25 protein-coding genes are annotated in these 25,914 nt (G+C 71.2%); 13 read left to right on the top strand and 12 right to left on the bottom strand.

Annotated features, from left to right (window positions below):
• The first annotated feature begins 223 nt into the window (after positions 1-223).
• Complete coding sequence (locus GTY47_RS14780; protein ID WP_010033357.1) at positions 224-1,267, top strand: NAD(P)-dependent alcohol dehydrogenase; 1,044 nt, start codon at positions 224-226, stop codon at positions 1,265-1,267.
• Between the two features lie 25 nt (positions 1,268-1,292).
• Here the strand turns inward: GTY47_RS14780 and GTY47_RS14775 are convergent, their stop codons facing one another.
• From GTY47_RS14775 to GTY47_RS14760, 4 genes are all read right to left on the bottom strand, one after another.
• Positions 1,293-1,997: a DUF4328 domain-containing protein gene (locus GTY47_RS14775; protein ID WP_231911090.1), complete on the bottom strand. Its 705-nt coding sequence runs from the start codon at positions 1,995-1,997 to the stop codon at positions 1,293-1,295.
• A 154-nt stretch (positions 1,998-2,151) separates the two neighbouring features.
• Positions 2,152-2,943, bottom strand: a complete 792-nt coding sequence (locus GTY47_RS14770) for a ThuA domain-containing protein (protein WP_010033351.1) — start codon at positions 2,941-2,943, stop codon at positions 2,152-2,154.
• Between the two features lie 3 nt (positions 2,944-2,946).
• Positions 2,947-3,711 carry an SDR family oxidoreductase gene (locus GTY47_RS14765; RefSeq protein WP_010033349.1) on the bottom strand — a complete coding sequence of 255 codons (765 nt, stop codon included), beginning with the start codon at positions 3,709-3,711 and terminating at the stop codon, positions 2,947-2,949.
• A gap of 60 nt (positions 3,712-3,771) precedes the next feature.
• Positions 3,772-5,013 (bottom strand): acyl-CoA dehydrogenase family protein, encoded by a 1,242-nt coding sequence (locus GTY47_RS14760; protein ID WP_010033346.1) that lies wholly within the window; start codon positions 5,011-5,013, stop codon positions 3,772-3,774.
• A 192-nt stretch (positions 5,014-5,205) separates the two neighbouring features.
• Here GTY47_RS14760 and GTY47_RS14755 point away from each other — a divergent pair, with 192 nt between their 5' ends.
• From GTY47_RS14755 to GTY47_RS14730, 6 genes are all read left to right on the top strand, one after another.
• On the top strand, positions 5,206-6,744 hold the full coding sequence (locus tag GTY47_RS14755) for an AMP-binding protein (RefSeq protein WP_010033344.1): 1,539 nt from the start codon (positions 5,206-5,208) through the stop codon (positions 6,742-6,744).
• 39 nt (positions 6,745-6,783) lie between these two features.
• The gene (locus tag GTY47_RS14750; protein ID WP_010033342.1) at positions 6,784-7,389 is read left to right on the top strand and encodes a histidine phosphatase family protein; all 606 of its coding nucleotides are present in this window, start codon (positions 6,784-6,786) and stop codon (positions 7,387-7,389) included.
• 30 nt (positions 7,390-7,419) lie between these two features.
• Entirely contained in the window at positions 7,420-8,610 is a 1,191-nt protein-coding gene (locus GTY47_RS14745; RefSeq protein WP_010033340.1) for an acetyl-CoA C-acyltransferase, read from the top strand.
• A 19-nt stretch (positions 8,611-8,629) separates the two neighbouring features.
• Complete coding sequence (locus tag GTY47_RS14740; protein ID WP_010033337.1) at positions 8,630-9,607, top strand: PDR/VanB family oxidoreductase; 978 nt, start codon at positions 8,630-8,632, stop codon at positions 9,605-9,607.
• Positions 9,608-9,688: 81 nt separating this feature from the next.
• Entirely contained in the window at positions 9,689-12,916 is a 3,228-nt protein-coding gene (gene icmF / locus GTY47_RS14735; RefSeq protein WP_010033334.1) for a fused isobutyryl-CoA mutase/GTPase IcmF, read from the top strand.
• Positions 12,917-12,966: 50 nt separating this feature from the next.
• Entirely contained in the window at positions 12,967-13,827 is an 861-nt protein-coding gene (locus GTY47_RS14730) for a 3-hydroxybutyryl-CoA dehydrogenase (protein ID WP_029180723.1), read from the top strand.
• A 14-nt stretch (positions 13,828-13,841) separates the two neighbouring features.
• On the opposite strand, the gene GTY47_RS14725 is transcribed toward GTY47_RS14730, so the two are convergent.
• Entirely contained in the window at positions 13,842-14,462 is a 621-nt protein-coding gene (locus GTY47_RS14725; RefSeq protein WP_010033330.1) for an NUDIX domain-containing protein, read from the bottom strand.
• A 261-nt stretch (positions 14,463-14,723) separates the two neighbouring features.
• Here GTY47_RS14725 and GTY47_RS14720 point away from each other — a divergent pair, with 261 nt between their 5' ends.
• Both GTY47_RS14720 and hemC read left to right on the top strand, forming a co-directional pair.
• A complete protein-coding gene (locus GTY47_RS14720; protein WP_010033328.1) occupies positions 14,724-15,446 on the top strand; it encodes a hypothetical protein in 723 nt (240 codons plus the stop codon).
• Between the two features lie 219 nt (positions 15,447-15,665).
• Positions 15,666-16,601, top strand: coding sequence for a hydroxymethylbilane synthase (gene hemC, locus GTY47_RS14715; RefSeq protein ID WP_010033326.1), 936 nt, complete (start codon positions 15,666-15,668; stop codon positions 16,599-16,601).
• A 24-nt stretch (positions 16,602-16,625) separates the two neighbouring features.
• Here the strand turns inward: hemC and GTY47_RS14710 are convergent, their stop codons facing one another.
• From GTY47_RS14710 to GTY47_RS14695, 4 genes are all read right to left on the bottom strand, one after another.
• A complete protein-coding gene (locus GTY47_RS14710; protein ID WP_010033323.1) occupies positions 16,626-17,147 on the bottom strand; it encodes a hypothetical protein in 522 nt (173 codons plus the stop codon).
• A 191-nt stretch (positions 17,148-17,338) separates the two neighbouring features.
• The gene (locus GTY47_RS14705; protein WP_010033320.1) at positions 17,339-18,199 is read right to left on the bottom strand and encodes an ABC transporter permease; all 861 of its coding nucleotides are present in this window, start codon (positions 18,197-18,199) and stop codon (positions 17,339-17,341) included.
• Positions 18,159-19,016 carry an ATP-binding cassette domain-containing protein gene (locus tag GTY47_RS14700; protein ID WP_010033318.1) on the bottom strand — a complete coding sequence of 286 codons (858 nt, stop codon included), beginning with the start codon at positions 19,014-19,016 and terminating at the stop codon, positions 18,159-18,161. Before GTY47_RS14700 ends, GTY47_RS14705 begins: the two co-directional genes overlap by 41 nt.
• Positions 19,013-19,468, bottom strand: coding sequence for a MarR family winged helix-turn-helix transcriptional regulator (locus GTY47_RS14695; RefSeq protein WP_010033316.1), 456 nt, complete (start codon positions 19,466-19,468; stop codon positions 19,013-19,015). Before GTY47_RS14695 ends, GTY47_RS14700 begins: the two co-directional genes overlap by 4 nt.
• Positions 19,469-19,745: 277 nt before the next feature.
• Here GTY47_RS14695 and GTY47_RS14690 point away from each other — a divergent pair, with 277 nt between their 5' ends.
• The gene (locus tag GTY47_RS14690) at positions 19,746-20,537 is read left to right on the top strand and encodes an RNA polymerase sigma factor SigF (RefSeq protein ID WP_010033313.1); all 792 of its coding nucleotides are present in this window, start codon (positions 19,746-19,748) and stop codon (positions 20,535-20,537) included.
• A 33-nt stretch (positions 20,538-20,570) separates the two neighbouring features.
• Here the strand turns inward: GTY47_RS14690 and GTY47_RS14685 are convergent, their stop codons facing one another.
• On the bottom strand, positions 20,571-20,891 hold the full coding sequence (locus GTY47_RS14685; RefSeq protein WP_010033311.1) for an ANTAR domain-containing protein: 321 nt from the start codon (positions 20,889-20,891) through the stop codon (positions 20,571-20,573).
• A 252-nt stretch (positions 20,892-21,143) separates the two neighbouring features.
• Here GTY47_RS14685 and GTY47_RS14680 point away from each other — a divergent pair, with 252 nt between their 5' ends.
• A complete protein-coding gene (locus GTY47_RS14680) occupies positions 21,144-21,947 on the top strand; it encodes a VOC family protein (protein ID WP_010033306.1) in 804 nt (267 codons plus the stop codon).
• Positions 21,948-21,990: 43 nt separating this feature from the next.
• Here GTY47_RS14680 and glgX read toward each other — a convergent pair whose 3' ends face one another.
• Together glgX and GTY47_RS14670 are read right to left on the bottom strand one after the other, a co-directional pair.
• Positions 21,991-24,138: a glycogen debranching protein GlgX gene (gene glgX, locus GTY47_RS14675; RefSeq protein ID WP_010033304.1), complete on the bottom strand. Its 2,148-nt coding sequence runs from the start codon at positions 24,136-24,138 to the stop codon at positions 21,991-21,993.
• Positions 24,135-24,647, bottom strand: coding sequence for a hypothetical protein (locus tag GTY47_RS14670; RefSeq protein WP_010033303.1), 513 nt, complete (start codon positions 24,645-24,647; stop codon positions 24,135-24,137). Before GTY47_RS14670 ends, glgX begins: the two co-directional genes overlap by 4 nt.
• A 362-nt stretch (positions 24,648-25,009) precedes the next feature.
• Between GTY47_RS14670 and GTY47_RS14665 the strand changes: the two genes are divergently transcribed.
• Together GTY47_RS14665 and GTY47_RS14660 are read left to right on the top strand one after the other, a co-directional pair.
• Positions 25,010-25,333, top strand: a complete 324-nt coding sequence (locus GTY47_RS14665; RefSeq protein ID WP_010033302.1) for a DUF5133 domain-containing protein — start codon at positions 25,010-25,012, stop codon at positions 25,331-25,333.
• A gap of 73 nt (positions 25,334-25,406) precedes the next feature.
• Positions 25,407-25,914 (top strand): maltotransferase domain-containing protein (locus GTY47_RS14660; RefSeq protein ID WP_010033296.1); only part of this gene is annotated, 508 nt, incomplete at its 3' end.

Genomic DNA, 25,914 nt, shown 5'->3' with positions numbered 1-25,914 from the left:
CAAGGGGCGCGCACCGACCGGCTGCGCCTTCGCGCCCTGGTGGCCTCCGCGCTGCTGTCCGGTGTCGCCGGCTGTCGGCCTACGCCGCCGCCTTCGTCGGGGCGACCCAGTTGCGCGCGGGCCGCTTCAACGCCCGGGGCACGGCCCTCGCAGTCCTCAGGCTCGGCACCGGCATCACCGGGCTCGGGCTGGCCACCAGAACAACCGACAAGGAGACCTGATGATGAAGGCTGTTCAGTACCGGCGGGTGGGGCACGCCCCCGAGGTCGTGGACGTGCCGGTGCCCGAACCCGGCCCGGGCCAGGTGCTGTTGCAGGTGACGGCGGCGGGGCTCTGCCACTCCGATCTGGCCGTGATGGGCTGGCCCGAGGAGCAGTTCCCCTACGCGCTGCCGATGACACTCGGTCACGAGGGCGTCGGCACGGTGGCCGCGCTGGGCGCCGGTGTCACCGCCGTGACCGAGGGCGAGGCGGTGGCGGTGTACGGCCCGTGGGGCTGCGGGCGCTGCCACCCGTGCGCCGAAGGCAAGGAGAACTGCTGTCCGCACGCCGCCGGACTCGGCATCCTGCCGCCCGGGCTCGGTTCCCCCGGCGCCCTGGCGGAGTACGTGCTGGTGGACTCGCCCGGCCACCTGGTCCCGCTGAACGGACTCGACCCCGTGCAGGCCGCGCCCCTGACGGACGCCGGGCTGACCCCCTATCACGCGATCCGCGGATCGCTGCCGAAGCTGCCGCCCGGCAGCACGGCGGTGGTGATCGGCGTCGGCGGTCTGGGGCATCTCGCCGTGCAACTGTTGCGCGCGCTGTCCCCGGCCCGGGTGGTCGCGCTCGACGTGAGCAAGGAGAAGCTCACGCTGGCACATGACGTCGGCGCCCACGAGACGCTCCTCTCCGACGGCGAGGCGGCCGCACGGATCCGGGAGCTCACCGGCGGTACGGGAGCGGAGGTCGTCCTGGACTTCGTCGGAGCCGAGACGACCCTGGCGGTGGCCGCCGCGTCGGTGGCGGTGGCGGGCGACGTCACTGTCGTCGGCCTCGGCGGGGGCACGCTGGCCGTCGGCTTCGGGGGCGGCCTGCCGTTCGAGGTCTCGGCCTCCTTCCCCTACTGGGGCAGCCGGACGGAGCTGATGGAGGTCCTGGAACTGGCGCGGCAGGGTCTCGTGTCCTGTCACGTCGAGACCTTCACGCTGGAACAGGCGCCCGAGGCGTACGAGCGCCTGCACGCCGGGGAGATCAACGGCCGCGCGGTGATACTGCCGCACGCCTGAGCGAAAGCAGCGGCCCCTGGCCCGCTCACCTGCTGTAAGGACTGCCGGCGCTCGCCTTCAGCCAGTGCATGGATGTCAGACGCACGGCGAAGTACACCGCGGCCACGGCAGCGGCGATGTCCAGGGCGTCCGCTGCCATGTACTGCATCACCGCGGCCCGAATCTCCGTGGGTGCCTCGGCGCTCTCGTATCGCGACGCGGCGTACCAGCCGAACAACTCGCTGGAAACGAGCAGGCCCCACCACAGGTTCACGGGCCAGATCGATACCCGGTACGACTCCCCGTCGGCGGGCAGGGGTGTTGCGGCACCCCACATGTCGACGGCGATGCGGTACGGCAGCCAGAAGTTCGCCAGTGGAATGAGCCAGCCGCCGATCGCCCAGCCCGGGCCCTTGCGGAACCGATCGGGTGCCAGTAGCCCGGTGTTGCGGCGCGTCCAGAAGAACCAGGCGACGAAGAGGACCGCGCAGGGCACGTACACGATGCCTCGGACGTTGCCGGCTGTCTGGTACAGCGAGTAGGCGGCGTCCAGCCTCTGCTGGGGAACGACGGCAGACCCCTGGTCGTCCTCGATGAGCGGGTAGAGCCGGGCTCCGGCGAAGACGGCGAAGAGATCGCTCAGGGCGACGATCGCGAGCGACGCCGACGCCGCGGCCAGGAGGCCGCGCGCCGAGCGTGGCGTTCCGCTCGGCAGCATGCGACGCGGACGGAGATCACTGGATGCAGACATGACGACGGCCCCCCACGGGCGAAGAACGAAACGGCCGCGAAAGAGCGTGCGCGGAGGCACCGTACGCCTGCTGCGAGGCCCCGTCCATAACAATCCGCAGGTCGGACCGATGGGCTGGGCCCTGTTCCGGAGGGATGAGCGGCCAGGTTCAGTGTCACCCCGCTCCCCCGGCCTGGCTCCGCCCGCCCACCGTCCGCTCCACACAGCGCCGGAGCACTGTCAGGAACTCCGGTGTCCGCCAGGGCCCCACGTCCACGCGTCCGGTGTCGTCCACTCCGAGATCCTGCATGTCGTAGCGGCCCCTGCAGTGGCCGAGGGTGAAGTAGCAGACCTCACCGAGGCCGTGCCGCTTGAGATACAGCACCGGCCGGGGCGCGGCGTCGAGGGCCGCCGCGTCGCCTTCGGCGAAACCGCGGCACGGCCCCGTGTACTCGGCGTGCAGCAGCACCTCCAGCTCGCCGTGCAGCGCGCACACGTAGAGCTCGTCGGTGACCGTGAACGGACCGATCCCGGCGACCAGCGGATGGTCGGGCCGGGTCACCAGCACCTCGTACGGCTCGATCGGCGGGTGGGCCAGGAACTGGCTGCCGAGCACCTCCGCCAGCTCCCCGAGGAGCCGCGGGGTCGTGAACACCCGCGAGCTGCCATCCGTCGACGGCTCGATCACCGAGTTGGTGCCGTGCAGGGCGAGCCAGCGCCCGCCCCGCTCGACGAACCGTGAAAGCGCTGCCCGCTGCGCCGGGCGGGGCCGGACGTCGCAGGTGTAGGTGACCAGCAGGTCGGCCTTGTCGAGTGCGGCCGCGCAGTCGTAGTCCTGGTACACCGTGGTGCGGACCCGGGGATGCTCTCCGAGCAGCTCCAGCAGCCGGAGCCGCACGTGGTCGAAGTCGTGCCAGCGGCCGCCGCAGACCAGTACGGCGTCCAGGCGGCCGGCCGGGCCCGCCACGGCTCAGTACTGGACGCGGGTGAGCAGCCCGCCGTCCACCACGAGGTTGACACCGACGCAGAAGGAGCCGGTCCGTCCGAGCAGGAACGCCACCGCCGCGGCCACGTCCTCCGCGGCGCCGTAGCGGCCGATCGGCAGCCTGGCCAGCACCTCCTCGTACACCTCGGGGCGGCTGGCGCGGACGGTCTCCCAGGCGCCGCCGGGGAAGTCGACCGGGCCGGGCGAGACGGTGTTGACGCGGATGCCCTTCGGCGCCAGGGCGTGCGCGAGGGCCGAGGCGTGCTGGACGACGGCCGCCTTGAGCGCGGAGTACGAGTTCGCTCCGGCCGGGCGCGCGGTGTCGGAGGCGTTGGTGGTGCCGATGGCCACGACGGCGGCCCGGTCGGAGGCCTCCAGGTGCGGCAGGGCCGCCTCGACGAGTCCCGCGAACGGGATCAGGTCGCCGCGCAGGCTGGCTTCCCAGGACTCGGGGCCCTTCACATTGCCGGCCGACACGTTGGACACCAGCAGGTCCAGGCCGTCGAGTGCACCGGCCGCCCGCTGCACAAAGGCCGCGAGCGCGGCCGGGTCGGTGACGTCGACCGGCTCCGCGAACACCGTGGCACCCTCGCCGCGCAGCTCGGCGGCGGCCTTCGCCAGCCCCTCCTCACCCCGGGCGCACAGGGCCAGTGCGCAGCCCTCGGCCGCAAGGGTCGCGGCGATCGCCCGGCCGATGCCCCGGCTCGCGCCGGTCACCAGCGCCTTCGCACCCGTCAGTCCCAGATCCATCGATGTCACTCCTTTGTGATTGCCGGAACGGTCCCCGTGGCTCGGTGGCCGAGAAGCCCCTCAGTTGCCGGGAAGCTGCGAGAACGGCGCCCGGTCCGCCCGCGGCTCCGGCGGCAGCTTCAGCACCCGCTCGCCGATCAGATTGCGCTGGATCTGGTCGGTGCCTCCGGCCAGCCGGTAGCCGGGGGCGCCGAGCAGATGCTGTGTCCAGGCGAACGTGCCCGGTTCCCCTGTGTCGGCGCTGATCCGCGCCCCCATCAGCTCGGCGGCGACCTGCCCCGTGCGGGTGAGCAGATCGGAGGCCATGAGTTTGGTCAACGACGCCTCCGGGCCCGGCCGGCCGCCCGCGGCGCTCGTCCTGGCCACGCGCTCGACGGTGGCCGCGCGCAGGGCGGCACGTACGTACAGGTCGGCGAGGCGCTGGCGGACCAGCGGGTCCGAGGTGCGGTCGAGGGACCGGGCGAGCGCGAGAACGTCCGTAAAGGTGCCGCCCTTGCGGCGGTTGCCGCTGCCGGAGGCGGTCCGTTCGAAGGCGAGGGTGGTGGTGGCGACCTCCCAGCCCTGGCCGGGCCGCCCGATCCGGAGCCGGTCCGGGACGCGTACGCCGCTGAGGAAGACCTCGTTGAAGGAGGCGCCGCCGCTCATCTGCCGGATGGGGCGCACCTCCACTCCCGTGGCGTCCATCGGGACCAGGAAGGCGGTGATGCCGGCCTGTTTCACGACGTCCGGGTCGGTGCGGGCGAGCAGCAGACCGTAGTCGGCGAACTGGGCGCCCGAGGTCCACACCTTCTGACCGTCGATCACCCACTCGCCCCCGTCGGCCTGCCGGGCGCGGGTGCGCAGGGCCGCGAGGTCGGACCCGGCGCCGGGTTCGCTGAAGAGCTGGCAGGCCAGCAGGTCGGTGCGCAGGAACGCGCGTGCATGGTCGTGGAGTTGCCCGGCCGTCCCGAACAGGGAGACGGCCATCGCGACCAGGCGCACGGTGACGCTGATCAGCTCGGTGGAGGGCGGCACCTCGAAGGCGGACTCCTCCTCGGCGAAGACGGCCACGTGGGCGGCGGTCAGGCCGGCACCGCCCTTGTCCGCGGGGAGGGTCAGCGCCTGGTACCCGGCGTCGAAACGGGCCCGCTGGTAGGCGCGGCAGCGCTCCAGCAGCAGGCGCTCCTCGTCCTCGGGGAGGTTGTGGAACACGGCGAGATCGGCGTCTTCTCCGGCGGACTGCGGCGCCCGCGCCGGTTCGAGCACGGTGGCCAGCCACTGCCGTGCCTGCGTGCGCCATGCGTCAAGGTCGGGCTGGGACATGGCTCCTCCTCGTGCACTTACCAGACGAAAGATTCAGTAACGGGGATGTGCGAGACACCTCATCGCCCCTGAACCATGTGGGAATACCCCCGTTCGGGATCAGAGTGTTCCGCACTTTCTTGATAAACGCTACAGTCTCCGCATCACCTCATCCCTCGAATCGGGAGAGGCCGAGGAGCCGCCGGAGGAGCCATGTCGCTGCTGCCACTCGACCGTCGCGCCCAGGAGACACCTGACGAGCCCGCCCTGGCAGACGACCTGGCCGTGCTGTCCTGGTCCGGTCTCGCCGACCAGGTGGCGCGCGCGGCGGCACGGCTGCTGGAGTTCGCACCCGGCCCCGACGACCGGGTCGCCGTCCTCGGTGACAACGCCAACCCGACACTGGTGGCCCACCTGGCCGGTCTGCGGGCCGGGGTCGGGACCGTGGCCACGTCCCGGAACCTGACCTCGGGCGAACTCGTCGACCAGATCATCGACGCGGGCGTGACCGCGATCATCACCGGCCCCGCCGGAGCGGGTGCCGCCCTGGACGCGGCCCGGGAACTGGGCCTGCCGCTGGTGATGCACGGAACCGCGGCGATCGGGCACGCCTTCGACTGGGACCTGTGGCTGGCGGCCGCGTCCGCCGGGCGCACCGCCCCGACGGACCGGCCCGCCCGGCCTCCGCTCGTGTACACCTCGGGCACCACCGGGCGGGCCCGCGGCACCGAGGTGCGCTGGGTGAGCGGCCCGGTCGCCGACAGCTCCGCCTACCTCGCCGCGATGTCCGCCCGGCCCGGATTCCCGCCGGGGCCGCACCTGGTGTGCGGGCCGCTCCAGCACAACGCACCGCTGACCTCGCTGCGGCACCTGGCGGCCGGTCAGCCGGTGGTCGTCCTCGGCAGATACGACGCGGAGACGTTCCTCAGCCGGGTGCAGAGGTGGCGGGTCTCCTCGACGGTGATGGTGCCCACCCACTTCCAGCGGCTGCTCGCCCTCCCCGAGGAGGTCCGCGGCCGGTACGACGTCTCCAGCCTGCGGCAGGTGTCCCACACCGGCTCCGCGTGTCCGCCGGACGTGAAGCGAGCCATGATCGAGTGGTTCGGTCCGGTGCTGACCGAGTCGTACGGCGCCAGTGAAGCGGGCACCGTGGCCCGGATCAGCAGCATCGAGTGGCTGGCGCACCCGGGCTCGGTCGGGCGCGTCCGGGCCCCGTTCGAGGTCCTGGTCACCGATGACGACGGCCGGCGGCTGCCGCCCGGCGAACGCGGTCTGCTGGCCTTCCGGGCGCCGGACGACCAGGGCGTCCGCTACCACGCGGACCCGGACAAGACCAGGTCCGCCTATCTTTCCCCCGGTGTCTTCACGCTCGGCGACATCGGCTACGTCGACGCGGACGGCTACATCTTCATCACCGACCGGGCCGCGGACGTGGTGGTATCCGGCGGCGTGAACCTGTACCCGGCCGAGAGCGAGGCGGTCCTGCGCGGGCATCCGGCGGTCGCCGAGGTCGCGGTCATCGGCGTGCCCGACCCGGACTTCGGCGAGTCGCTGCGGGCGCTGGTCGTGGTCGCCGGGGAGGAGCCGGCGGCCGATGAGCTGGACCGGTTCTGCCGCGAGCGCCTCGCCTCCCACAAGTGCCCGAAGTCCTACGAGGTCGTTCCCGAGCTGCTGCGCAACGCGATGGGCAAGCTCGACAAGCGCGCGATGCGCCGCCCCTACTGGAGCTCGGAACGGACCATCGCCGGCTGAGCCGACCCGCCCGCCCCTCACCTGTACGAAGGATCACCCATGACCGAACTCCTCCTCATCCGGCACGGCCTCCCCCTGGCGGGTGTGTTCGACCCGGGGCTGTCACCGGAGGGCACCGCTCAGGCCGAGCGCCTCGCCGCCTGGCTCGTGCACGAGGACATCGACGCCCTGTACTGCAGCCCGTTCCGGCGTGCCCGCGAGACCGTGGCACCTCTGGAACGCCGCACCGGCATGACCGCCGCCGTCCTCGACGACCTGCGCGAGTGGGACACCGACGTGTCCCAGCCCTACACGCCACCGGAGCAGATCGGCGCGGACGATCCCCGGGCGGCGGCGCTCACCGAGGGGCGCTACGAGGACTTCGTGCCCGATCTGGACTGGGACGCCTTTCGCGCCCGTGCCGGGCGGGCCATGGACACCATCCTCGACGCCCATCCCGGAGGGCGGGTCGCGGTCGTGTGCCACGGCGGCATCACCAACACCTATCTGGCGACGGTGCTCGGCCTGCCCACGATGTTCTGGTTCCACCCCGACTACACCTCCGTCAGCCGGGTGCGGCGCATGCCCGGCGGCCGGATCGTTCTGCACTCGGTGAACGAGACGGCCCACATGATCGCCGAACGTGCCGTCGACGCTGTCGCCTGACCCCGTCCCAGACCCCAGGAGGTCCCGGCCATGCCCGGATCCGTCATCGTCGCCGGAGCCAGGACGCCCATCGGCAGACTGATGGGCAGCCTGAGCACCCTCTCCGCGGTCGACCTCGGCGCCCACGCCATCGGCGCGGCGCTGGCCGCCGTCCGTCTGGACCCGGCGGTGGTGGAAGCCGTCGTCATGGGTCATGTCGTGCAGGCCGGGGCCGGCCCCAACTCGGCACGGCAGGCCGCGATCCGCGCCGGCATTCCCTTCTCCGTCCCCGGGAGCACCGTCAACAAGCTCTGTCTGTCCGGTCTGCACGCCATTGCCCTGGCCGACCTCATGATCACCTCCGGCCGCCACGAGGTGGTCGTCGCCGGCGGCATGGAGTCCATGTCGGACGCTCCGCACCTGCTGCGCGGAGCTCGCACCGGCTGGAAGTTCGGACCGGCCGCGGCGGAGGACGCCCTCGACCGCGACGCCCTCGTCTGCGCCTTCGACGGCGTCTCCATGGGTGCGGCCACCGAGCGCCACCAGCGGCCGTTCGCCCTGACCCGCGAGGAACAGGACGAGTACGGCGCGCTGTCCCATCAACGGGCCGCGCACGCCCAGGAGTCGGGTGTGTTGTCCGAGGAGATCACCGCCGTCACCGTTGCGGGACGCCGGGGCGAGACGGTGGTGGACACCGACGAGGGCGTACGGCCGGGAAGCACCGCCGAAAGCCTGGGGCGCCTGAAGCCGGCCTTCTCCGGCGCCGGCACCATCACCGCGGGCAACTCCTCACAACTCTCCGACGGCGCCGCGGCCGTCGTCGTGATGAGCGCGCGGCGCGCCCGGCGCGAGGGCCTGACGCCGCTCGCCGAGATCGGCGCCTACGGCACGGTCGCGGGCCCCGACCCCTCGCTGCTCGTCCAGCCGGCCGGCGCGGTCCGCGACGCCCTGTCCCGCGACGGCCGGCTCAAGGCGGCCGACCTGGACCTCTTCGAGATCAACGAGGCGTTCGCCGGAGTGGCCTTGGCTTCCGTACGGGAGCTGGACATCCCTCTCGACAAGGTGAACGTCAACGGCGGAGCGATCGCGCTCGGACACCCGGTCGGCATGACCGGAGCCCGGCTGGTGCTGACTCTCGCGGCGGAACTGCGGCGGCGCGGCGGCGGCAGCGGAGCGGCGGCCCTGTGCGGGGGCGGCGGCCAGGGCGACGCGCTGTTGCTGCATGTGCCTGCGCAGGCCTGACCCCGGGAGCCGAACCATCATGAGCGACCAACTGACCCCCGTCGACACGACCCTTGTCGTGGCGACCCGTACCCTCGCCGCCGACGGCGTCGTCTCCCTCACCCTGCGCCGCCCCGACGGCGGGATGCTCCCCGCCTGGACACCGGGCGCCCACATCGACGTACTCCTGAACGGCGACGACGGCGAGGACGGCGGCCTGGTCCGTCAGTACTCCCTGTGCGGAGACCCGGCCGAATGCGGCACCTGGCAGATCGCCGTGCTGCGCGAGCCGCGGAGCCGCGGCGGCTCCGCGTACGTCCACGACCGCCTGCTCGAGGGCGCCGCCGTGCGGGTCCGCGGACCGCGGAACAACTTCCCGCTGCGGCCCGCCGCCCGCCATCTGTTCATCGCCGGCGGCATCGGTATCACGCCCGTCCTTCCCATGGTCGAGGCGGCCGAGGCCGCGGGAGCCGACTGGCGTCTGCTGTACGGCGGCCGCACCCGTACCTCCATGGCGTTCCTGGACCGCCTCGCTCCGCACGGGGACCGGGTACTCGTCCGGCCGCAGGACGAGTACGGCCTGCTGGACCTCGCGGCCCACCTCCGTGTACCCGAGGAGGGCACCCTGGTGCACGCCTGCGGTCCCGAACCCCTGCTGCAGGCGGTGCGGGAACACTGCGTCGGCTGGCCTCCCGGCACGCTGGGCGTCGAACGGTTCGCCCCGGCAGGGACGGCCACGACCGGCCCCGCCGAGGCCTTCGAACTGGAACTCGCCCGATCCGGGCTCACCCTCACCGTGCCGCCGGACCGCTCGGTCCTCGAAACCGTGGAGAAGGCCGGTGTCGCGGTCGACTTCTCCTGCCGGGAGGGCACGTGCGGCACTTGTGAGACCGACGTACTCGACGGCACGCCCGATCACCGCGACTCACTGCTGACCGAGGACGAGCGGGCCGCCGGCGAGACCATGCTCATCTGCGTCTCCCGCTCGCGCGGGAGACGCCTCGTCCTCGACCTGTGACGGCGATCACCCCCAGCAATTTACTAGGACGTCCTAGTATCTCTTCCGTCCGCGGTACCCGACCTGTCCGGGAAGGCCCCCATGAGTGATCTGCACCGACCCGTGCATCCTGTCCGCCTGGTCACGGCTTCGGCTCTGTTCGACGGGCATGACGCGTCGATCAACATCATGCGGCGCATCCTCCAGTCCCAGGGCGCCGAGGTGGTCCACCTCGGACACAACCGGTCGGTGCGGGAGGTCGTGGACGCCGCGCTGGAGGAGGACGCCCACGGTGTCGCCGTCTCGTCGTACCAGGGCGGGCACGTCGAGTACTTCGAGTACCTGGTCCAGGCGCTGCGCGCGGCGGGAGCCGGCCACATCCGTGTGGTGGGCGGAGGAGGCGGCGTCATCGTGCCCGAGGAGATCGCCCGGCTGCGCGACAGCGGGGTGACCATCTTCTCCCCCGAGCACGGGCAGCGGATGGGGCTGGCCGGGATGGTCAACTCGGTCGTGAAGGACTGCGACTTCGACCTCTGGGACGGCAAACCGGCCGACGCGGCCGCCGTACTGGCCGGCGACCGGTTCGCGATCGCCCGCGCCATCACCGGCGCGGAAGGGGGCAAGCTGCCCCCGGACCTCCTGGAGCAACTGCGTGCCGCCGCCGCGTCACGGGTCATGCCGGTGCTCGGCATCACCGGCACCGGCGGCTCCGGCAAGTCGTCACTGACCGATGAACTGGTGCGCCGCTTCCGCACCGACCAGCAGGACAAGCTGCGGATCGCCGTGATCGCGGTCGACCCGACCCGCCGCCGTGGCGGCGGGGCTCTGCTCGGTGACCGGATCCGGATGAACTCCCTGGACGGGAACCGGGTCTTCTTCCGCAGCCTGGCCACCCGCGGCAGTCGCGAGCTGCCCGAGCACCTGTCCGACGTGATCGACGTGGTCAAGGCCGCCGGGTTCGACCTGGTGATCGTGGAGACGCCGGGCATCGGCCAGGGGGACGCGGCGATCGTGCCGTTCGTCGACACCTCCCTGTACGTGATGACACCGGAGTTCGGCGCCGCGTCGCAGTTGGAGAAGATCGACATGCTCGACTTCGCCGACGTCGTGGCGATCAACAAGTTCGAGCGGCGCGGCGCGCAGGACGCGCTGCGCGACGTGGGCCGCCAACTGGTCCGCAACCGCGAGGCGTTCGGCATGAGGCCCGAGGACATGCCGGTGTACGGCACGTCGGCGGCCACGTTCAACGACGACGGTGTCACCGCGCTCTACCAGCACCTGAGGACGGGTCTGGCGGAGAAGGGACTGCCGCTGTCCGAGGGCGCGCTCGCGCCGGTCGGGGTACGCCACTCCTCCGGCATCCGGCAGGTGGTCCCCGCAGCCCGGGTGCGCTACCTCGCCGAGATCACCGACACGATCCGCACGTACCACGCCGAGACCGCGCGACTGGCCGAGGCGGCCAGGCGGGTGCAGCGCCTGGAAGCGGTCAGGGACGAGCTCGTCGAGGAGGGCTCCGACGCGGCGAGCGTGCGGTCGCTCCTCGATGAGGCCCGCAAGCAGATCCCCCACCAGGTCACGGAGCAGATCGGGAACTGGCCCGCCGTCATCGCCGCTTACTCGGGAGACGAGCAGGTGGTGAAGGTCCGGGACCAGGAGATCCGCACCAAGCTGACCCGCGAGTCCCTGTCCGGCAACAAGGTCCCTCGTGTCGCCCTGCCCCGCTTCACCGACCACGGGGAGCTGGTGCGGTTCTGGCGCGGGGAGAACCTGCCCGGCTCCTTCCCTTTCACCGCCGGGGTGTTCCCCTTCAAGCGCGACGGTGAGGATCCGGCACGGATGTTCGCCGGCGAGGGAGATCCGTTCCGCACCAACCGGCGCTTCAAGCTGCTCTCCGAGGGCCAGCCGGCCACCCGCCTGTCCACCGCCTTCGACTCGGTCACGCTCTACGGCCGTGACCCGGACGAACGCCCCGACATCCACGGCAAGGTCGGCACGTCCGGAGTGTCGGTGGCCACCCTGGAGGACATGAAGGCCCTCTACGACGGCTTCGACCTGATCGCGCCCTCGACCTCGGTCTCCATGACCATCAACGGACCCGCGCCGGCCGTTCTGGCGTTCTTCCTCAACACGGTCATCGACCAGCAGACGGAAAGGTTCCGAGCCGCGGAGGGCCGTGAACCGTCGCCCGACGAGACGGCCGAGCTGCGGGCCCACGCGCTCGCCAGCGTGCGCGGCACCGTGCAGGCCGACATCCTCAAGGAGGACCAGGGCCAGAACACCTGCCTGTTCTCCACCGAGTTCTCCCTGCGGATGATGGCCGACATCCAGGAATGGTTCATCGCCCACAAGGTCCGCAACTTCTACTCCGTGTCCATCTCCGGCTACCACATCGCCGAAGCCGGCGCGAACCCCATCAGCCAGCTCGCCTTCACCCTCGCCAACGGCTTCACCTACGTCGAGGCCTACCTCGCCCGGGGCATGCATATAGACGACTTCGCCCCGAACCTGTCGTTCTTCTTCTCCAACGGCATGGACCCCGAGTACTCCGTCCTCGGCCGGGTCGCCCGCCGCATCTGGGCCGTCGCGATGAAGGAGAGGTACGGGGCGGGCGAACGCAGTCAGAAGCTGAAGTACCACGTCCAGACCTCCGGACGCTCCCTGCACGCCCAGGAGATGGACTTCAACGACATCCGCACCACCCTCCAGGCCCTCACGGCCGTCTACGACAACGCCAACTCGCTGCACACCAACGCCTACGACGAGGCCGTCACCACCCCGTCCGAGGAGTCGGTGCGGCGGGCGCTGGCGATCCAGCTCGTCATCAACCGCGAGTGGGGCCTGGCGATGAACGAGAACCCCCTCCAGGGATCGTTCGTCATCGACGAACTCACGGACCTCGTGGAGGAGGCCGTCCTCCAGGAGTTCGAGCGGATCAGCGAGCGCGGTGGTGTACTGGGCGCGATGGAGACCGGCTACCAGCGTGGCCGCATCCAGGACGAGTCGATGCTGTACGAACAGCGCAAGCACGACGGCACACTGCCCATCATCGGCGTCAACACCTTCCTCCGCCCCGGCGGCGACACCCGACCGCCGGAGCTGGAACTCGCCCGGGCCACCGAGGAGGAGAAGCAGTCCCAGCTGGAACGCCTGCGGGACTTCCACACTCGCCACCGCGACCAGGCCCAGGTCGCCCTGGCCGCGCTCAGGGATGCGGCAACGAGCGGCCGCAACGTCTTCGCCGTCCTCATGGACGCCACCCGGGTCTGCTCGCTCCAGCAGATCACCGAGGCCTTCTTCGAGGTGGGCGGCGAGTACCGCCGCAACGTCTGACCCAGCCCCGGAAACCACCCCGCGGCGACTCACACGAGATAGGACCTTTGATGGATCCCGTTACCCGCCTGGGCGTTGTCGGTTGCGGCCTCATGGGCTCCGGCATCGCCGAAGTCGCCGCCCGCAGCGGCATCGACGTCCGGGTCGCCGAGGCCACGCCGGACGCGCTCGAGGCAGGCCGCCGCCGGCTCACCGCCTCACTCGACCGAGGCGTACGGCGTGCCAAGCTCAGCGAGGAGCAGCGGGACCAGGCCCTCGCCAGGCTGTCCTTCACCCACGACCTCAGCGACATGGCCGACCGCCAGTTCGTCATCGAGGCCGTCGCCGAGAACCGCGACATCAAGACCGATGTCCTGCGCATCCTGGACAAGGCGGTCGAGGACCCCGCGGCAGTCCTGGCCACCAACACCTCATCGATCCCCGTCGTCGATCTCGCCGTCGTCACCGAGCGGCCCGCGCAGGTCATCGGCATGCACTTCTTCAACCCCGTGCCCGTGCAGCAGCTGGTCGAGCTCATTCCCGCCCTCCTCACCAGCGCGGACACCGTGCAGCGCACCCGGGACTTCGCCGAGCAGTTGGGCAAACAGGCCATCCAGGCGCCCGACCGCTCCGGCTTCGTCGTCAACGCCCTCCTCGTGCCCTATCTGCTCAGCGCGGTACGGATGGTGGAGTCGGGCGCCGCGCAGCCGGAGGACATCGACCGGGGCATGGAACTCGGATGCGCCCACCCCATGGGGCCGTTGCGGCTGCTCGACCTCATCGGCCTCGACACCGCCCAGGCCGTGGCCGAGTCGATGTACGAGGAGTTCAAGGAGCCGCTGTACGCACCGCCCGCCCTCCTGCGCCGCATGGTCGCCGCAGGACACCTCGGCCGCAAGAGCGGCCGCGGCTTCCACACCTACGACGGCTGAACAGGCTTCCGTGGCTATCCGTGATGCCCACTGGACCGGGACCGGTAGTGCTGCAGCTTGCGGGTGAAGCGGTGCATGTGGGGGTCAAGCAGCTCGTCCGACTCCTCGAGCACCTGCTCGTCGGTCAGCCACCGGATCGCGTTGAACTCGCCTTGGTCACAGGAGGTGATGGTGTGGGCGTCGGCGCTGAGGAGGTACCAGAGCGAGACATCGGTGTGCGGGCGGTGCCCCCGAGTTTGGGTGACGGTGAGGAAGAGGGGATGCTCGCCGGTGATCGGCGATGCCACGGCCTGGATGCCCAGCTCCTCACGGCATTCGCGGACCACCGCGGTCCACGGGTCCTCACCCGGCTCGACATGTCCTCCGGTCGGCAGCCACAGACCCGCCTTGCGGTGCGCGACGAGCAGTAGCTGCCCGCGCGTCTCGTCGAGGACGACGAAGTAGCTCACCAAGTGCATCGCCGGAACATCCGGCTCGCGCATCCGGTAGACCGGGGCTCCGCCGGCGATCCACTGGGTGGCGGTCTCCAGATGGGCGTGCTCCACGTCGTCCCACGGTTCGATGGCGCCGACCAGCTCCAGAAGGCGGGCACGCGGCTGATCGTCAAGGGTGGTGAGGTGGTCGGCTGAGGTCATCTGTGCATCCTGGCAGGAGCCACTGACAACCCGCATGCGTGCGGGCCGTAAGGGCTGTCCCGTGAATGATCTCCGAATGCCTACGCCAAAACACGTTGGCGGACCACGGCGACCGTTGCTAGCCTCCCGGAGGCCGTGCGAGAGAACGAGGAGGTGGTACCCGTGGACGCAGTATCGACATGGGTGCTCCCCTCCGGGGTCACGGTCGGGCGATAGGTCGTCCGGGAGCGCCGTTCAAGAGCCCTCCCGAAAGGCACGACCATGCGATTCACTTCTGAGAAGCGCCTCGACGACGGCGTCCTCGAGCGCGAATTCACCCTCGGCGAGATCCCCGGCACCCTGTGGACGCCCGGATCCGCACCGGCCCCGCTGGTCCTGATGGCCCACAACAACGGCCTGCCCAAGGCGGAACCCCGGCTGGTGGCCCGGGCCCGGTACACCGCGGCGCGCGGCTACGCGGTGGCCACCATCGACGCCGCCGGGTGCGGTGACCGTCCCCGTTCCGCCGCCGACGAGCAGGCCCGTGCCGACCTCCGCCGGGCGATGCGGGCCGGCGAGCCGGTCGACGAGCTCTTCGAGTCCTTCATCGGCCCGCTGGTCGAGAACGCGGTCCCGGAATGGCAGACCACTCTGGACGCCCTCCTCGAACTGCCCGGGATCGGCGGCCCGGTCGGGTACTCCGGAGGGTGGACCGCCCTCGGCATTCGGCTGGCGGCGGTCGAGCCGCGCATCACGGCCGCAGGCTTCTTCGCCGGGGGGTACGTGCCCCGCGCCCAGCGCGAGGAGGCCCGGGAGATCACCATTCCGCTGCTGTTCCTGCTGCAGTGGGACGACGAAGGGAACCCCCGGCAACGGGCCCTGGACCTGTTCGACGCCTTCGGCAGCAAGGAGAAGACGCTGCACGCCAATCTCGGAGGGCACACCGGCACCCCGTGGTTCGAGCTGGAGGACGGGTGCCGGTTCCTGGACCGCCACCTGAAGTGAGGCCGGGCCGTCCGGCGGGCAGCAGACGGTAGGCGGAGTCGGCCCTGGTGCCGTCATCGAGGACAGGTCCGGCCCTCCTCGATGGCGGTGGCCGGCAGCCGCACAACCGCCCGATCGCGGCGAACCGAGCGAGCCGCTCGTCGCGAACTGACGTGCGGCGAAGGGCGGTCGGAGGAGGTACGGCACAAACGTACCCCCGGAAGGGTCTATCGTGTCCGCATGTCCGTCCCCGAACTGATCCGCATCGTCTCCCGCGACTCCCCCATGGCGCTCGCCCAGGTGGAACGAGTCCGGACGGAGCTGGCCGCCGCCCATCCCGGAGTGCGCACCGAGGTCGTACCGGTGAAGACCACCGGCGACAAGTGGATGGGCGACCTGTCCGAGGTCGAGGGCAAGGGCGCGTTCACCAAGGAGGTCGACGCGGCACTGCTGGCCGGTGAGGCCGATCTGGCCGTGCACTGCATGAAGGACGTGCCCGCCGACCGGCCGCTCCCCGCGGGGACGGTGTTCGCCGCGTTCCTCAAGCGGGACGACGTCCGGGACGCCCTGATCCACCCGGGCGGGCTCACCCTCGACGAACTGCCGGCCGGGACGCGGATCGGCACCTCCTCGGTGCGCCGGGTCGCCCAACTGGCGGCCACGCACCCGCACCTGGAGTGCGTGCCGTTCCGGGGCAACGCCAACCGTCGCCTGGCGAAGCTGGAAGCCGGAGAGGCCGACGCCCTGCTGCTCGCGGTCTCCGGCCTGGAGCGCATCGGCCGGCAGGACGTGATCAGCGAGATCCTCTCCACCGAGACGATGATGCCGCCCATCGGCGCGGGCGTGCTGGCGCTCCAGTGCCGTGAGGACGACGCCGACCTGATCGACGCGGTCAGCGGCCTCGGCGACCCGGACACGCACCGGGAGACCACCGCCGAGCGCATGTTCCTGCACGTGCTCCAGGGGCACTGCAACAGCCCGATCGCCGGGTTCGCGCGGGTGGACCGCGGTGGTGAACTGTCCCTGCGGGCCTGCGTGTTCACCCCGGACGGCAAGACCCGTCTGAACGCCCACGAGTGGGCGGGCCGGCTCGACCCGGCCACGCTCGGCACCTCGGTCGCCGTGGCCCTGCTGCGCCAGGGTGCCCGCGAGATCATCGACGGCATCCCGCACTGACCGGCCGGACGCCCTGACGCCGGATCAGGCGGTGCCTTCCCCCGCCTGATCCTGGAGGAAGACGCTCACCTGGTGGGCCAGGCTGTCGCGCAGCGCGCCCGGTTGCGCCCCGGCGGGCCCCTCGTGGGCGCCGATGCCGCCCGACCACAGCCGGCGGTCGGCCCACTCCTCCTCGACGCGCAGCTGGACCTGGACGTCCACGAGACTCAGGGACGTCTCGGCGCCGGCCGCGTACAGCACGGCGGTGGCCCGGCGCAGCGGATAGACGTCGAAGCCCTCGATGAACTGCGAGTTGCGCCAGTCGAGGAAGGCACTCTCCCCGTCCGGGCCGATCCGCACGTCGATCTGACCGTCCTCGAGGTGGATGCCGAGGTGCCGGCTGCCGCGGTTCTCGACGGTCACGCGGAGGCTGAAGTACGTCAGTCCGTCGGCGGCGTCGTCACGGCCGCGCGGCGGCTCGGCCAGTTCCAGACGGTGGACGCGGACGCGCAGACCGGCATGCTCGTCGTACTCCTGCCAGTCCCCGACCACGTTCGGCTCGTACACGCTGCACCTCTCGACCTCTGGAAGCTGCTTCCTATCTGTGGTCTCAGCGCACTGTCAAATGAGCAGAATGCGCTGTGGCCTGGCAGTTCATCCCTTTTGATCGGTGATCAAGCCGTGCCCAGCGGTTATCCGGGAACCAGCGGAGAAAGCGCTTGCCCCGGCGTGCCGCACATCACTTTCCCGAGTGAAGATCAACGGGCCAGACGGCCCAGCAGGGCCGAGGCGGCAGTGACGCCGAGCGCGGCGGCCACGAGCAGCACCGCGAAGTCGGAGGCCAGGTGGTGGGGCGTGCCGAGGAGGAGCCCGCGCAGGGCGTCGACCTCGTAGCTGAGCGGGTTGGCCTTGCTGACCGCCTGGAGCCAGCCCGGCATCACGGACACCGGGTACAGGGCGTTGGAGCCGAAGAACAGCGGCATGGTGATCGCCTGCCCGAAGCCCATGAGGCGGTCGCGGCTGAGGACGATGCCGGCGATGGTCATCGACAGGCAGGAGAAGAAGGCCGAGCCGAGGACGACGATCGCGGCGACGGCGAGCAGTTCGAGCGGGTTCCAGGTCAGTGCCACGCCGAGCAGGGCGGCGATGAGGAGGACCACGACCGCCTGGACGAGCGATTTGACGCCCGCCGCGAAGGCCTTGCCGGTGATCAGCGCGGAGCGCGGGGTCGGCGTGACGAGGAGCTTGTTGAGGATGCCGGCGTCGCGCTCCCAGATGATCTGGATGCCGTAGAAGATGGCGATGAACATCGCGGACTGGGCGATGATGCCGGGCGCCAGATAGTCGACGTAGGGGATGCCGCCGGTGGGGATGGCCCTGATGCGGGTGAAGGTCTGGCCGAAGATCAGCAGCCAGAGGGCCGGCTGGACCGCCCGGGTGTAGAGCTCGGTGCGGTCGTGACGCAGCTTCTGGAGTTCGACCGCGCACATCGCGCCCACGCGGGCGGGCAGCAGCCGCCAGCCGGCGCGGGGCTGCGGGGGCTTGAGCAGCAGGCCTATGGCGCGTTCGGTGACGGGGTCAGCCGACGCGGCGGGCGGTGCGGCGGGTGCTTCGGACATCGCGGAAATCTCCTGCCTCGTCGTCGAGACCGCTGCCTGCCACGTCGCGGAAGACGTCCTCCAGCGTGGGCAGCGTGTCCGCGGCCGCGCCCGCGGCGCGGCGGCGGGCGCCGAGTCCTTCCCTGAGCTCGGCCGGGGTGCCGAGGGCCCGGATCCGGCCGCGGTGCATCAGGGCGACCCGGTCGCAGTACTGGTCGGCTTCGTCCATGTAGTGGGTGGTCAGGAGCACGGTCATGCCGGTGGCCGCGCGGACCGCTTCGATGTGGTCCCAGACGCCGGTGCGCGCGATCGGGTCGAGGCCGATCGTGGGCTCGTCGAGGATCAGCAGCCGCGGGGCGCTGACCAGGGCCTGGGCGAGTTCGAGCCGACGGACCATGCCGCCGGAGTAGGTGGCGGCGAGCCGGTCGGCGGCGTCGCCGAGGTCGACCGCGGCCAGGGCCTGGGCGACGCGCTCGGCGCGTTCCCGGCGGGGCACGTCGAAGACCCGGGCGAACAGGGTGACGTTCTCCCGCCCGGTGAGACCGGCGTCCGCGGACAGCTGCTGCGGTACGTATCCGAGCAGGCGGCGTACGGCCATGCGGTCGCCGGCGGCGTCGTGACCGAAGACGCGGACCGTGCCGGCCGGCACCGGCAGCAGGGTGGTGAGGCAGCGGATGGCCGTGGTCTTGCCGGCGCCGTTGGGGCCGAGCAGTCCGAAGACCTCGCCCTGCCGGACCATGAGATCGAGTCCGTCCACGGCCCGGGTCTCGCCGAAGGCGTACACGAGCCCGGTGCACGCGACGGCGTCGGACTGTGGTCGGTCGGTGTCGCGCGTCATGACTCCTCGGCCTCCTCGTGCAGGGTGTCGGCCAGCTTGCGCAGGGCCGGGATCGCCGCGTGCAGCGCCTGGCGGTCCGCCTCGTCGAGCCGCGACACATGGCGTCCTACGAGGTCGGCGCGGCGGCGGCGCCACTCGCGCAGCCGTGTCCCGGCGGCGGGCGTGGGCAGCAGCCGGGCGGCCCGCCGGTCGGCCGGGTCGGTCTCGCGTACCAGATAGCCCGCCCGTACCAGCTGGTTGACCAGGGTCGACACCGAGTTGGCCGCCAGCCCGAGGTCCCTGGCCGCGTCGGAGATGCCGATGCCGGGTCGCGTCACGACCAGGCGCAGCAGCTCCACCTCGGCGCCGCGCAGCCGGGGCTCGGGCATCCCGCGGCGCAGACGGCGCCGGATCAGCCGCTGGACACCGACGAGCGCGTCGGCCAGCGCTTCGGGGAAGGTCTCCGGCTCCATGTCCGGAACATTAGCTCTGTAACAGAGGTAATCGGTCCAAGGCCGGGTCAAGAGCTGCACTCGAAACGGCAGCGCCGCCAGAAACGGCCGATGCTCACGAATGGGCGTATTGTCGGAATTGTTTCGTGGTCTCCCCGCCCGGGAATGGGCGATGAAGTGCTTCGGACCGGAGGCACGTCCGTGGGAGCCGCCCGGGCCCCCGGTGCCCTCCGTGTGGTCCGAGCCGTGCTTCCCGCGGTGTCTGTCCTTTCGGCACCTGCTCAGGGAGGTGCGCACCATGCGTATCGCCGGCAGCACCAGAACGCACCCCCACGACGACGCCCCCGACACCGCCGCGGCGTTCGAACGTCTCGCGCGGCTGCCCGAGGGGCCCGAGCGCAAGGCCCTGCGCGACGAGCTGGTCGAGGCCTGGCTGCCCATGGCCGAGCGGATCGCCGTCCGCTTCCGGGGCCGGGGCGAGGCCCTGGAGGACCTCTACCAGGTGGCGGCCCTCGGTCTCGTCAAAGCCGTCGACCACTACGACCCGGTGCGCGGCAACGCCTTCGAGGCCTACGCCGTGCCGACGGTCACCGGCGAGATCAAGCGCCACTTCCGCGACCACATGTGGACGCTGCACGTCCCCCGCCGGGTCCAGGACCTGCGCAACCGGGTGCGGCACGCCTCCAAGGAGCTGTCGCAGACCACCTCCGGCCGCTCCCCCACGGTGGCCGAGATCGCCGAGTACGCCCACCTCACCGAGGGCGAGGTGCGCACCGGCATGGAGGCCCTGGAGTGCTTCTCCGCCCTGTCGCTGGAGGCGGAGATGCCCGGCACGGACGGCTACGCCCTCGGGGACGCGATCGGCGGGCCGGACCCGGCCTTCGACACGGTCGTCAACCGCGTGGCCGTCAAGCCCTGTCTGGAGGCGCTGCCGGAGCGCGAGCGGATCATCCTCTACCTGAGGTTCTTCAAGGGCATGACGCAGAGCCGCATCGCGGAGCAGCTCGGCATCTCACAGATGCACGTCTCCCGGCTGCTCAGCAGCTGCTTCGCCCATCTGCGCGAGGAGCTGCTCACCGAGGCCAGGTGACCGCTTCGCCCCACGTCGGCGCCGCCGGGCGGATCACTGCTCCGGCGGCGCTTCGGGGATCTGGGTCGGTCCGGCGCGGTCGAGGGCGTCCTCCAGCTCGGCCCGTATCTCCCGGGGCATCACACCGGTGCGTCCCCAGACGAGGATGAGTTCCGCGACGTGGCGCAGCTTGATGTTGGTGTGCTGGGAGACCTCCTTCAGCACGGCCCAGCCCTGGTCGGGCGAGATCCGGCCGAGCACGACGACCATCCCGATCGCCTGGTCCACGACCGCGTGGGAGACGACCGCCTCCTTCAGCTGCCGGACTTCCTCCTGCAACTCGAAGATCCGCTCCGAGCCCCCGTCCGTGGGCATGGTCACCTCCGGGTCCGGTGCGCCGCTGTCCCCATGGCCTCGTGTGGTGCTTGAGTGCCTTGACGCAGTGTCCGACGCCTCCATCGTCGTCACTCGGCCCGCCCGGTGCCACCGGGGCGGTCCAGGCCGGTTCACCACGCCGTTTCGGCGCCGTCGCCGGGGTACTCGGCAGGCGCCCACGGGGGTTCCGGTTGGACACTGGTGTCATTCCTCCGGTGGCTGCCAGGCCGACGAGATCAGGACGCGACTGCCATGAACCACGACACCCCCACCCCCTCCGGCACGAAAGACGTCATCTCTTCACACTCCGTGTTCGGCGCACCGTGCTGGGTGAGTCTGACCAGCAGGGACGTCAAGGCGACCGAGGAGTTCTACGGGGCCGTGCTGGGCTGGCAATGGCGGCCGGCCAAACTCGGCGACCGGTTCCGGATCGCCCTGGCGGACGGCTCGCCGGTGGCCGGTATCGCGGGGGTGGCCACCATGTGGCAGATGGCGGTCGCGTGGACGCCGTACTTCGCCGTGCGGAGCGCGGACGACGCGGTGGCGCGGGTGCAGGAACGCATGGGCACGGTCGCGGTCGGGCCGATCTCGCTGCCGCCGGGGCGGGCGGCGCTGCTGGCCGACCGGGACGGGGCGACCTTCGGGATCTGGGAGGGCGACCTGTTCACCGACTGGGAGACCTGGCGCAACGCCCAGCCGGCCTTCATCACGCTGCACACGCGTGACGCCTTCGACGCCGCCATCTTCTACGGCGAGGTCCTCGACTGGGCGTCGGAGAGTCCCGGCTGCTGCGAGGTCCACTACGAGGGCGGGGAGGTCGTGCTGCGCAGCCGCGGAGACGTGGTGGCGCGGATCGAGTCGGGAGCGCTGGAGGCGGCTCCCGACCCGACGATCCGGCCGCACTGGCAGGTCCACTTCAGCGTCGACGACGTCGAGGCCTGCACCCGGGCCGCGGAACTGCACGGTGGCAGCGTGCTGTCCAAGGGCAGCGACGAGGCCGTGCTGCGCGACCACGACGGCGCGCAGTTCACGGTGACGGCGCGCCGGGGCCGCTGACGTCGCGACTCCCCCGATCCGCTGCTCCCCCGATCCTCGTCACTCACCTGGCCTTGGTGCGGGACGGCCGCGACAGCAGCACCAGGCTGCGTGCGTCGACCGTCAGGGCCGTGCCCGCCTTGTGCTCCGCCTCGTCGGGCGCGCCCTCCGGGGCGGCGGTGTCGATCAGGGCCGTCCAGCGCTCGCCGTAGGCGGCGTCCGGGAGGCGGAAGTCGACCGGCTCCCAGTGACTGTTGAACAGCAGGAGGAACGAGTCGTCGACGACGGGGCGGCCGCACGGGTCGGGTTCGGCGATGGCGTCGCCGTTGAGGAAGACCCCGACGGAGTGCGCGTCGCCGCGCTGCCAGTCGTCGTCGGTCATCTCCTGGGCGTCCGGCGCCAGCCACACCAGGTCGGGCAGCGGCTGGTCCTCGCGGGTCATGGTCTCGCCGAGGAAGAAGCGGCGCCGGCGCAGCACGGGGTGCCCGGTGCGCAGCCGGATGACGTACCGGGTGAACTCCAGCAGGTCGCGCTGCTCCTCGGTGAGCCGCCAGTCGATCCAGGAGATCTCGTTGTCCTGGCAGTAGGCGTTGTTGTTGCCGCGCTGGGTGCGCCCGAGCTCGTCGCCGTGGCAGAGCATCGGGATGCCCTGGGAGAGCAGCAGCGTGGCGAGGAAGTTGCGCTGCTGGCGGGCGCGCAGCTCGAGGACGGCCGGGTCCCGGGTGGCGCCCTCGGCGCCGCAGTTCCAGGACCGGTTGGTGCTCTCGCCGTCCTGGTTGTCCTCGCCGTTGGCCTCGTTGTGCTTGTCGTTGTAGGAGACGAGGTCGCGCAGGGTGAACCCGTCGTGCGCGGTGACGAAGTTGACGCTTGCGCGCGGTCGGCGCCGGCTGTGCTGGTACAGGTCGGAGGAGCCGGTCAGCCGGGAGGCGAACTCGCCGAGCGTGTGGTCCTCACCGCGCCAGAAGTCCCGCACCGCGTCGCGGTACATGCCGTTCCACTCCGACCACAGCGGCGGGAAGTTGCCCACCTGGTAGCCGCCCTCGCCGACGTCCCACGGCTCCGCGATCAGCTTGACACGACTGATCACCGGGTCCTGCTGGATCAGGTCGAAGAACGCCGACAGCCGGTCCACCTCGTGGAACTGCCGGGCCAGGGTGGCCGCGAGGTCGAAGCGGAAGCCGTCGACGTGCATCTCGGTGACCCAGTACCGCAACGAGTCCATGATCAGCTGGAGCACGTAGGGGTGACGCATCAGGAGGCTGTTGCCGGTGCCGGTGGTGTCGTAGTAGTGCTCCCAGTCGCCGTCGACCAGACGGTAGTACGAGGAGTTGTCGATGCCCCGGAAGGACAGGGTGGGGCCGTTCTCATTGCCCTCGGCGGTGTGGTTGTAGACCACGTCGAGGATCACCTCGAGCCCGGCCGCGTGCAGGGTCTTCACCATCGACTTGAACTCGGCGACCTGCTGGCCGCGGGTGCCGTGGGCGGCGTAGCCGTTGTGCGGCGCGAAGAAGCCGATCGTGTTGTAGCCCCAGTAGTTGGCCAGGCCGCGGTCGTGCAGCACGCCGTCGTGGACGAACTGGTGCACCGGCATCAGTTCCACCGCCGTGACGCCGAGCGAGGTGAGGTGCTCGACGGCCGCGGGGTGGGCGAGCCCGGCGTAGGTGCCGCGGAGCTCGGCGGGCACCTCGGGGTGGGTGCGGGTCAGGCCCTTGACGTGCGCCTCGTAGATCACCGTGTCGGCGTAGGGCCGGCAGGGCCGGGTGTCGTCGCCCCAGTCGAAGGCCGGGTCGGTCACCACGCCGAGCATGGTGTGCCCGGCGCTGTCGGCCGGGTCGGGGCCGTCCGGGTTGCGTTCGTAGAGCGAGGGGTGGTTGTCGACCTGCCCGTCGACCGCGCGTGCGTAGGGGTCGAGGAGCAGCTTGGCCGGGTTGCAGCGGTGGCCGGCGGCCGGGGCCCACGGCCCGTGCACCCGGTAGCCGTAGCGCCGGCCGGGGCCGACGCCGGGGAGGTAGCCGTGCCAGACGAAGCCGTCGACCTCGGTCAGCGGTACCTGGGTGTGGGTGCCGTCGTCGTCCACCAGGACCAGCTCCACGCGTTCGGCCACCTCGCTGAAGAGCGCGAAGTTGGTGCCCTCCCCGTCGTACTCCGCGCCCAGCGGGTAGGGGCGTCCGCTCCAGGCGGACACCCCTTTCCGGGTCTGCCGCCGGGTCACCGGGCGTCCTCCAGGACCTCTTCCGGTGTACTGGCCGGGCCGGCCAGCTGCGCGACGCGCACCTCGCGGGGCACGTCGAGGCCCTCGCTAAGCTGCGGGGCGGGCGCGGTCGGCACCAGCGGGACACGTTCGCCGGCCCGGGCGCGCTGCGAGAACCAGATGACCTTGCTGCCGGTCTCGGTGGCGCAGCAGCCCCAGCCGTCGCTCATCGCCGCGAGGTGTTCCAGGCAGCCACGCAGCTCCTGGTCCGGGCGCAGAGCGCGGTCGTTGTCCCCGATGGCGGTGATCAGGTGCTGGCCGTTCCACCACATCTCGATCGACGTGTTCTTGTCCGTGGCGTGCTCGTCGATGGCCTTGAGCAGCATCTCGGCACCGCCGCAGACGGGCTGGATCAGGTTGTCCAGGTCCCAGAACCTCAGGTGAGCGGCCAGAATGCGGCTGACCTGTCCCACCCGTTCCGGGCTGACTTCCACGTCGAGGTGGTAGTAGCAGGGCACTGCGGTCTTCATCGGTCGGCTCCTCACCGCGAAGCTCAGCTCCTCCTCGCTCCCGCGGTCCTGCGGGACGAGCCCCGAACACGGAACGTGAGCGCGTATCGCTTCTGAGTCACCCTCAGACTGAGGGTGCTAGCCCGTTCGTGCAACACGAGCGCACAGTTGATGCCCCTGACCGCCCAAGTGAGCAAGTCTTGACAGGCCTGGGCGACTCGGCCGAGCCATTGTTGGTTGAAGATCCAACAAGACGCTGCGTCGCCGCCCGTGCACCATGTGTGAAGAACTCGATCGCCGTTACGGGTCCGTGCCGCTGTGCACGGCCGCCGTCCGACCGTCGGGAGACCGTGTCCCTCGAAGCCCGAAAGGTGATCGGCGCCATGCTGCTACCCGCCAAAGCCGAAGTCGCCCGGCAGTTGCGCCGTTACCGGGCCTGGGAACGCGTGATGCTCGCGGCACCGAACGACCGCACGGTGCGGACGACGTTCGAGGACTCCGGCTACACGCTCTGCGTCCTGATGGGAAAGCGCTGCGCGCGGGAGGCTGCGGACGCGGCCGAGCGGTATCTGCGCACGAACCAGGTCGCCTATTTGCAGGAACAGCAGGTCACCTGTCTGCAGGAACAGAACGAACGCCCCCGTCCGGCCACCGCGGTCCGGCGAAGACCGCCGGCGGCGGAACGGCGCTCCCCCGCGGGACGGTAGCCGCCTTCCCGCACGTCCTGTCCCTGAACCGGGCCCGTGGGCCCGGCTTTCGAGCACGGTGGAGGTGAGGACCATGAGTAGGACCCGGGCCATCGGCCGTATCCCGGTACGGGACGTCCGCCCGGCCGTGGAGAGCGGCAACCGGCCGGCCAAGGCGGTCGTGGGAGAGACGTTCGAGGTCACCGCCACCGTGTTCCGGGAGGGGCACGACGCGGTCGCCGCCAACGTCGTCCTGAAGGATCCGGAGGGCCGCCCCGGCCCGTGGACACCGATGCGGGAGCTGGCCCCGGGCAGCGACCGCTGGGGAGCCGAGGTCACCGCGGACGCCGTCGGCCGCTGGACGTTCCGGGTGGAGGCCTGGAGCGACCCGGTGGCCACCTGGCGCCACACGGCGGGCATAAAGGTACCGGCCGGGATCGACCCGGGTCTGGTCCTCGAAGAAGGCGCCGAACTCTACGAGCGAGCGGCGGCCGGCGTTCCCAAGGAAGCCGGCCGCGGTGTGCTGCTCGACGCCGCGGAGGCGCTGCGCGACGACGCGCTGACCCCGGTGGCGCGGCTGGCGGCGGCGCTGACGCCGGAGG

The organism is Streptomyces sp. SID5464 (assembly GCF_009862985.1).
Taxonomy (GTDB): domain Bacteria; phylum Actinomycetota; class Actinomycetes; order Streptomycetales; family Streptomycetaceae; genus Streptomyces; species Streptomyces chartreusis_D.
Note: the sequence above shows the minus strand (reverse complement) of the source record. Positions and strands in the feature narration are given on the sequence as shown.

Excerpts from the sequence above, each read along its gene's own strand:
- GTY47_RS14780 (WP_010033357.1), top strand. The coding sequence starts at position 224 with ATGAAGGCTGTTCAGTACCGGCGGGTGGGGCACGCCCCCGAGGTCGTG.
- GTY47_RS14775 (WP_231911090.1), bottom strand. The coding sequence starts at position 1,997 with ATGTCTGCATCCAGTGATCTCCGTCCGCGTCGCATGCTGCCGAGCGGA.
- GTY47_RS14765 (WP_010033349.1), bottom strand. The coding sequence starts at position 3,711 with ATGGATCTGGGACTGACGGGTGCGAAGGCGCTGGTGACCGGCGCGAGC.
- GTY47_RS14760 (WP_010033346.1), bottom strand. The coding sequence starts at position 5,013 with ATGTCCCAGCCCGACCTTGACGCATGGCGCACGCAGGCACGGCAGTGG.
- GTY47_RS14755 (WP_010033344.1), top strand. The coding sequence starts at position 5,206 with ATGTCGCTGCTGCCACTCGACCGTCGCGCCCAGGAGACACCTGACGAG.
- GTY47_RS14750 (WP_010033342.1), top strand. The coding sequence starts at position 6,784 with ATGACCGAACTCCTCCTCATCCGGCACGGCCTCCCCCTGGCGGGTGTG.
- GTY47_RS14745 (WP_010033340.1), top strand. The coding sequence starts at position 7,420 with ATGCCCGGATCCGTCATCGTCGCCGGAGCCAGGACGCCCATCGGCAGA.
- GTY47_RS14740 (WP_010033337.1), top strand. The coding sequence starts at position 8,630 with ATGAGCGACCAACTGACCCCCGTCGACACGACCCTTGTCGTGGCGACC.
- icmF (WP_010033334.1), top strand. The coding sequence starts at position 9,689 with ATGAGTGATCTGCACCGACCCGTGCATCCTGTCCGCCTGGTCACGGCT.
- GTY47_RS14730 (WP_029180723.1), top strand. The coding sequence starts at position 12,967 with ATGGATCCCGTTACCCGCCTGGGCGTTGTCGGTTGCGGCCTCATGGGC.
- GTY47_RS14725 (WP_010033330.1), bottom strand. The coding sequence starts at position 14,462 with ATGACCTCAGCCGACCACCTCACCACCCTTGACGATCAGCCGCGTGCC.
- GTY47_RS14720 (WP_010033328.1), top strand. The coding sequence starts at position 14,724 with ATGCGATTCACTTCTGAGAAGCGCCTCGACGACGGCGTCCTCGAGCGC.
- hemC (WP_010033326.1), top strand. The coding sequence starts at position 15,666 with ATGTCCGTCCCCGAACTGATCCGCATCGTCTCCCGCGACTCCCCCATG.
- GTY47_RS14705 (WP_010033320.1), bottom strand. The coding sequence starts at position 18,199 with ATGTCCGAAGCACCCGCCGCACCGCCCGCCGCGTCGGCTGACCCCGTC.
- GTY47_RS14700 (WP_010033318.1), bottom strand. The coding sequence starts at position 19,016 with ATGACGCGCGACACCGACCGACCACAGTCCGACGCCGTCGCGTGCACC.
- GTY47_RS14695 (WP_010033316.1), bottom strand. The coding sequence starts at position 19,468 with ATGGAGCCGGAGACCTTCCCCGAAGCGCTGGCCGACGCGCTCGTCGGT.
- GTY47_RS14690 (WP_010033313.1), top strand. The coding sequence starts at position 19,746 with ATGCGTATCGCCGGCAGCACCAGAACGCACCCCCACGACGACGCCCCC.
- GTY47_RS14685 (WP_010033311.1), bottom strand. The coding sequence starts at position 20,891 with ATGCCCACGGACGGGGGCTCGGAGCGGATCTTCGAGTTGCAGGAGGAA.
- GTY47_RS14680 (WP_010033306.1), top strand. The coding sequence starts at position 21,144 with ATGAACCACGACACCCCCACCCCCTCCGGCACGAAAGACGTCATCTCT.
- GTY47_RS14670 (WP_010033303.1), bottom strand. The coding sequence starts at position 24,647 with ATGAAGACCGCAGTGCCCTGCTACTACCACCTCGACGTGGAAGTCAGC.
- GTY47_RS14665 (WP_010033302.1), top strand. The coding sequence starts at position 25,010 with ATGCTGCTACCCGCCAAAGCCGAAGTCGCCCGGCAGTTGCGCCGTTAC.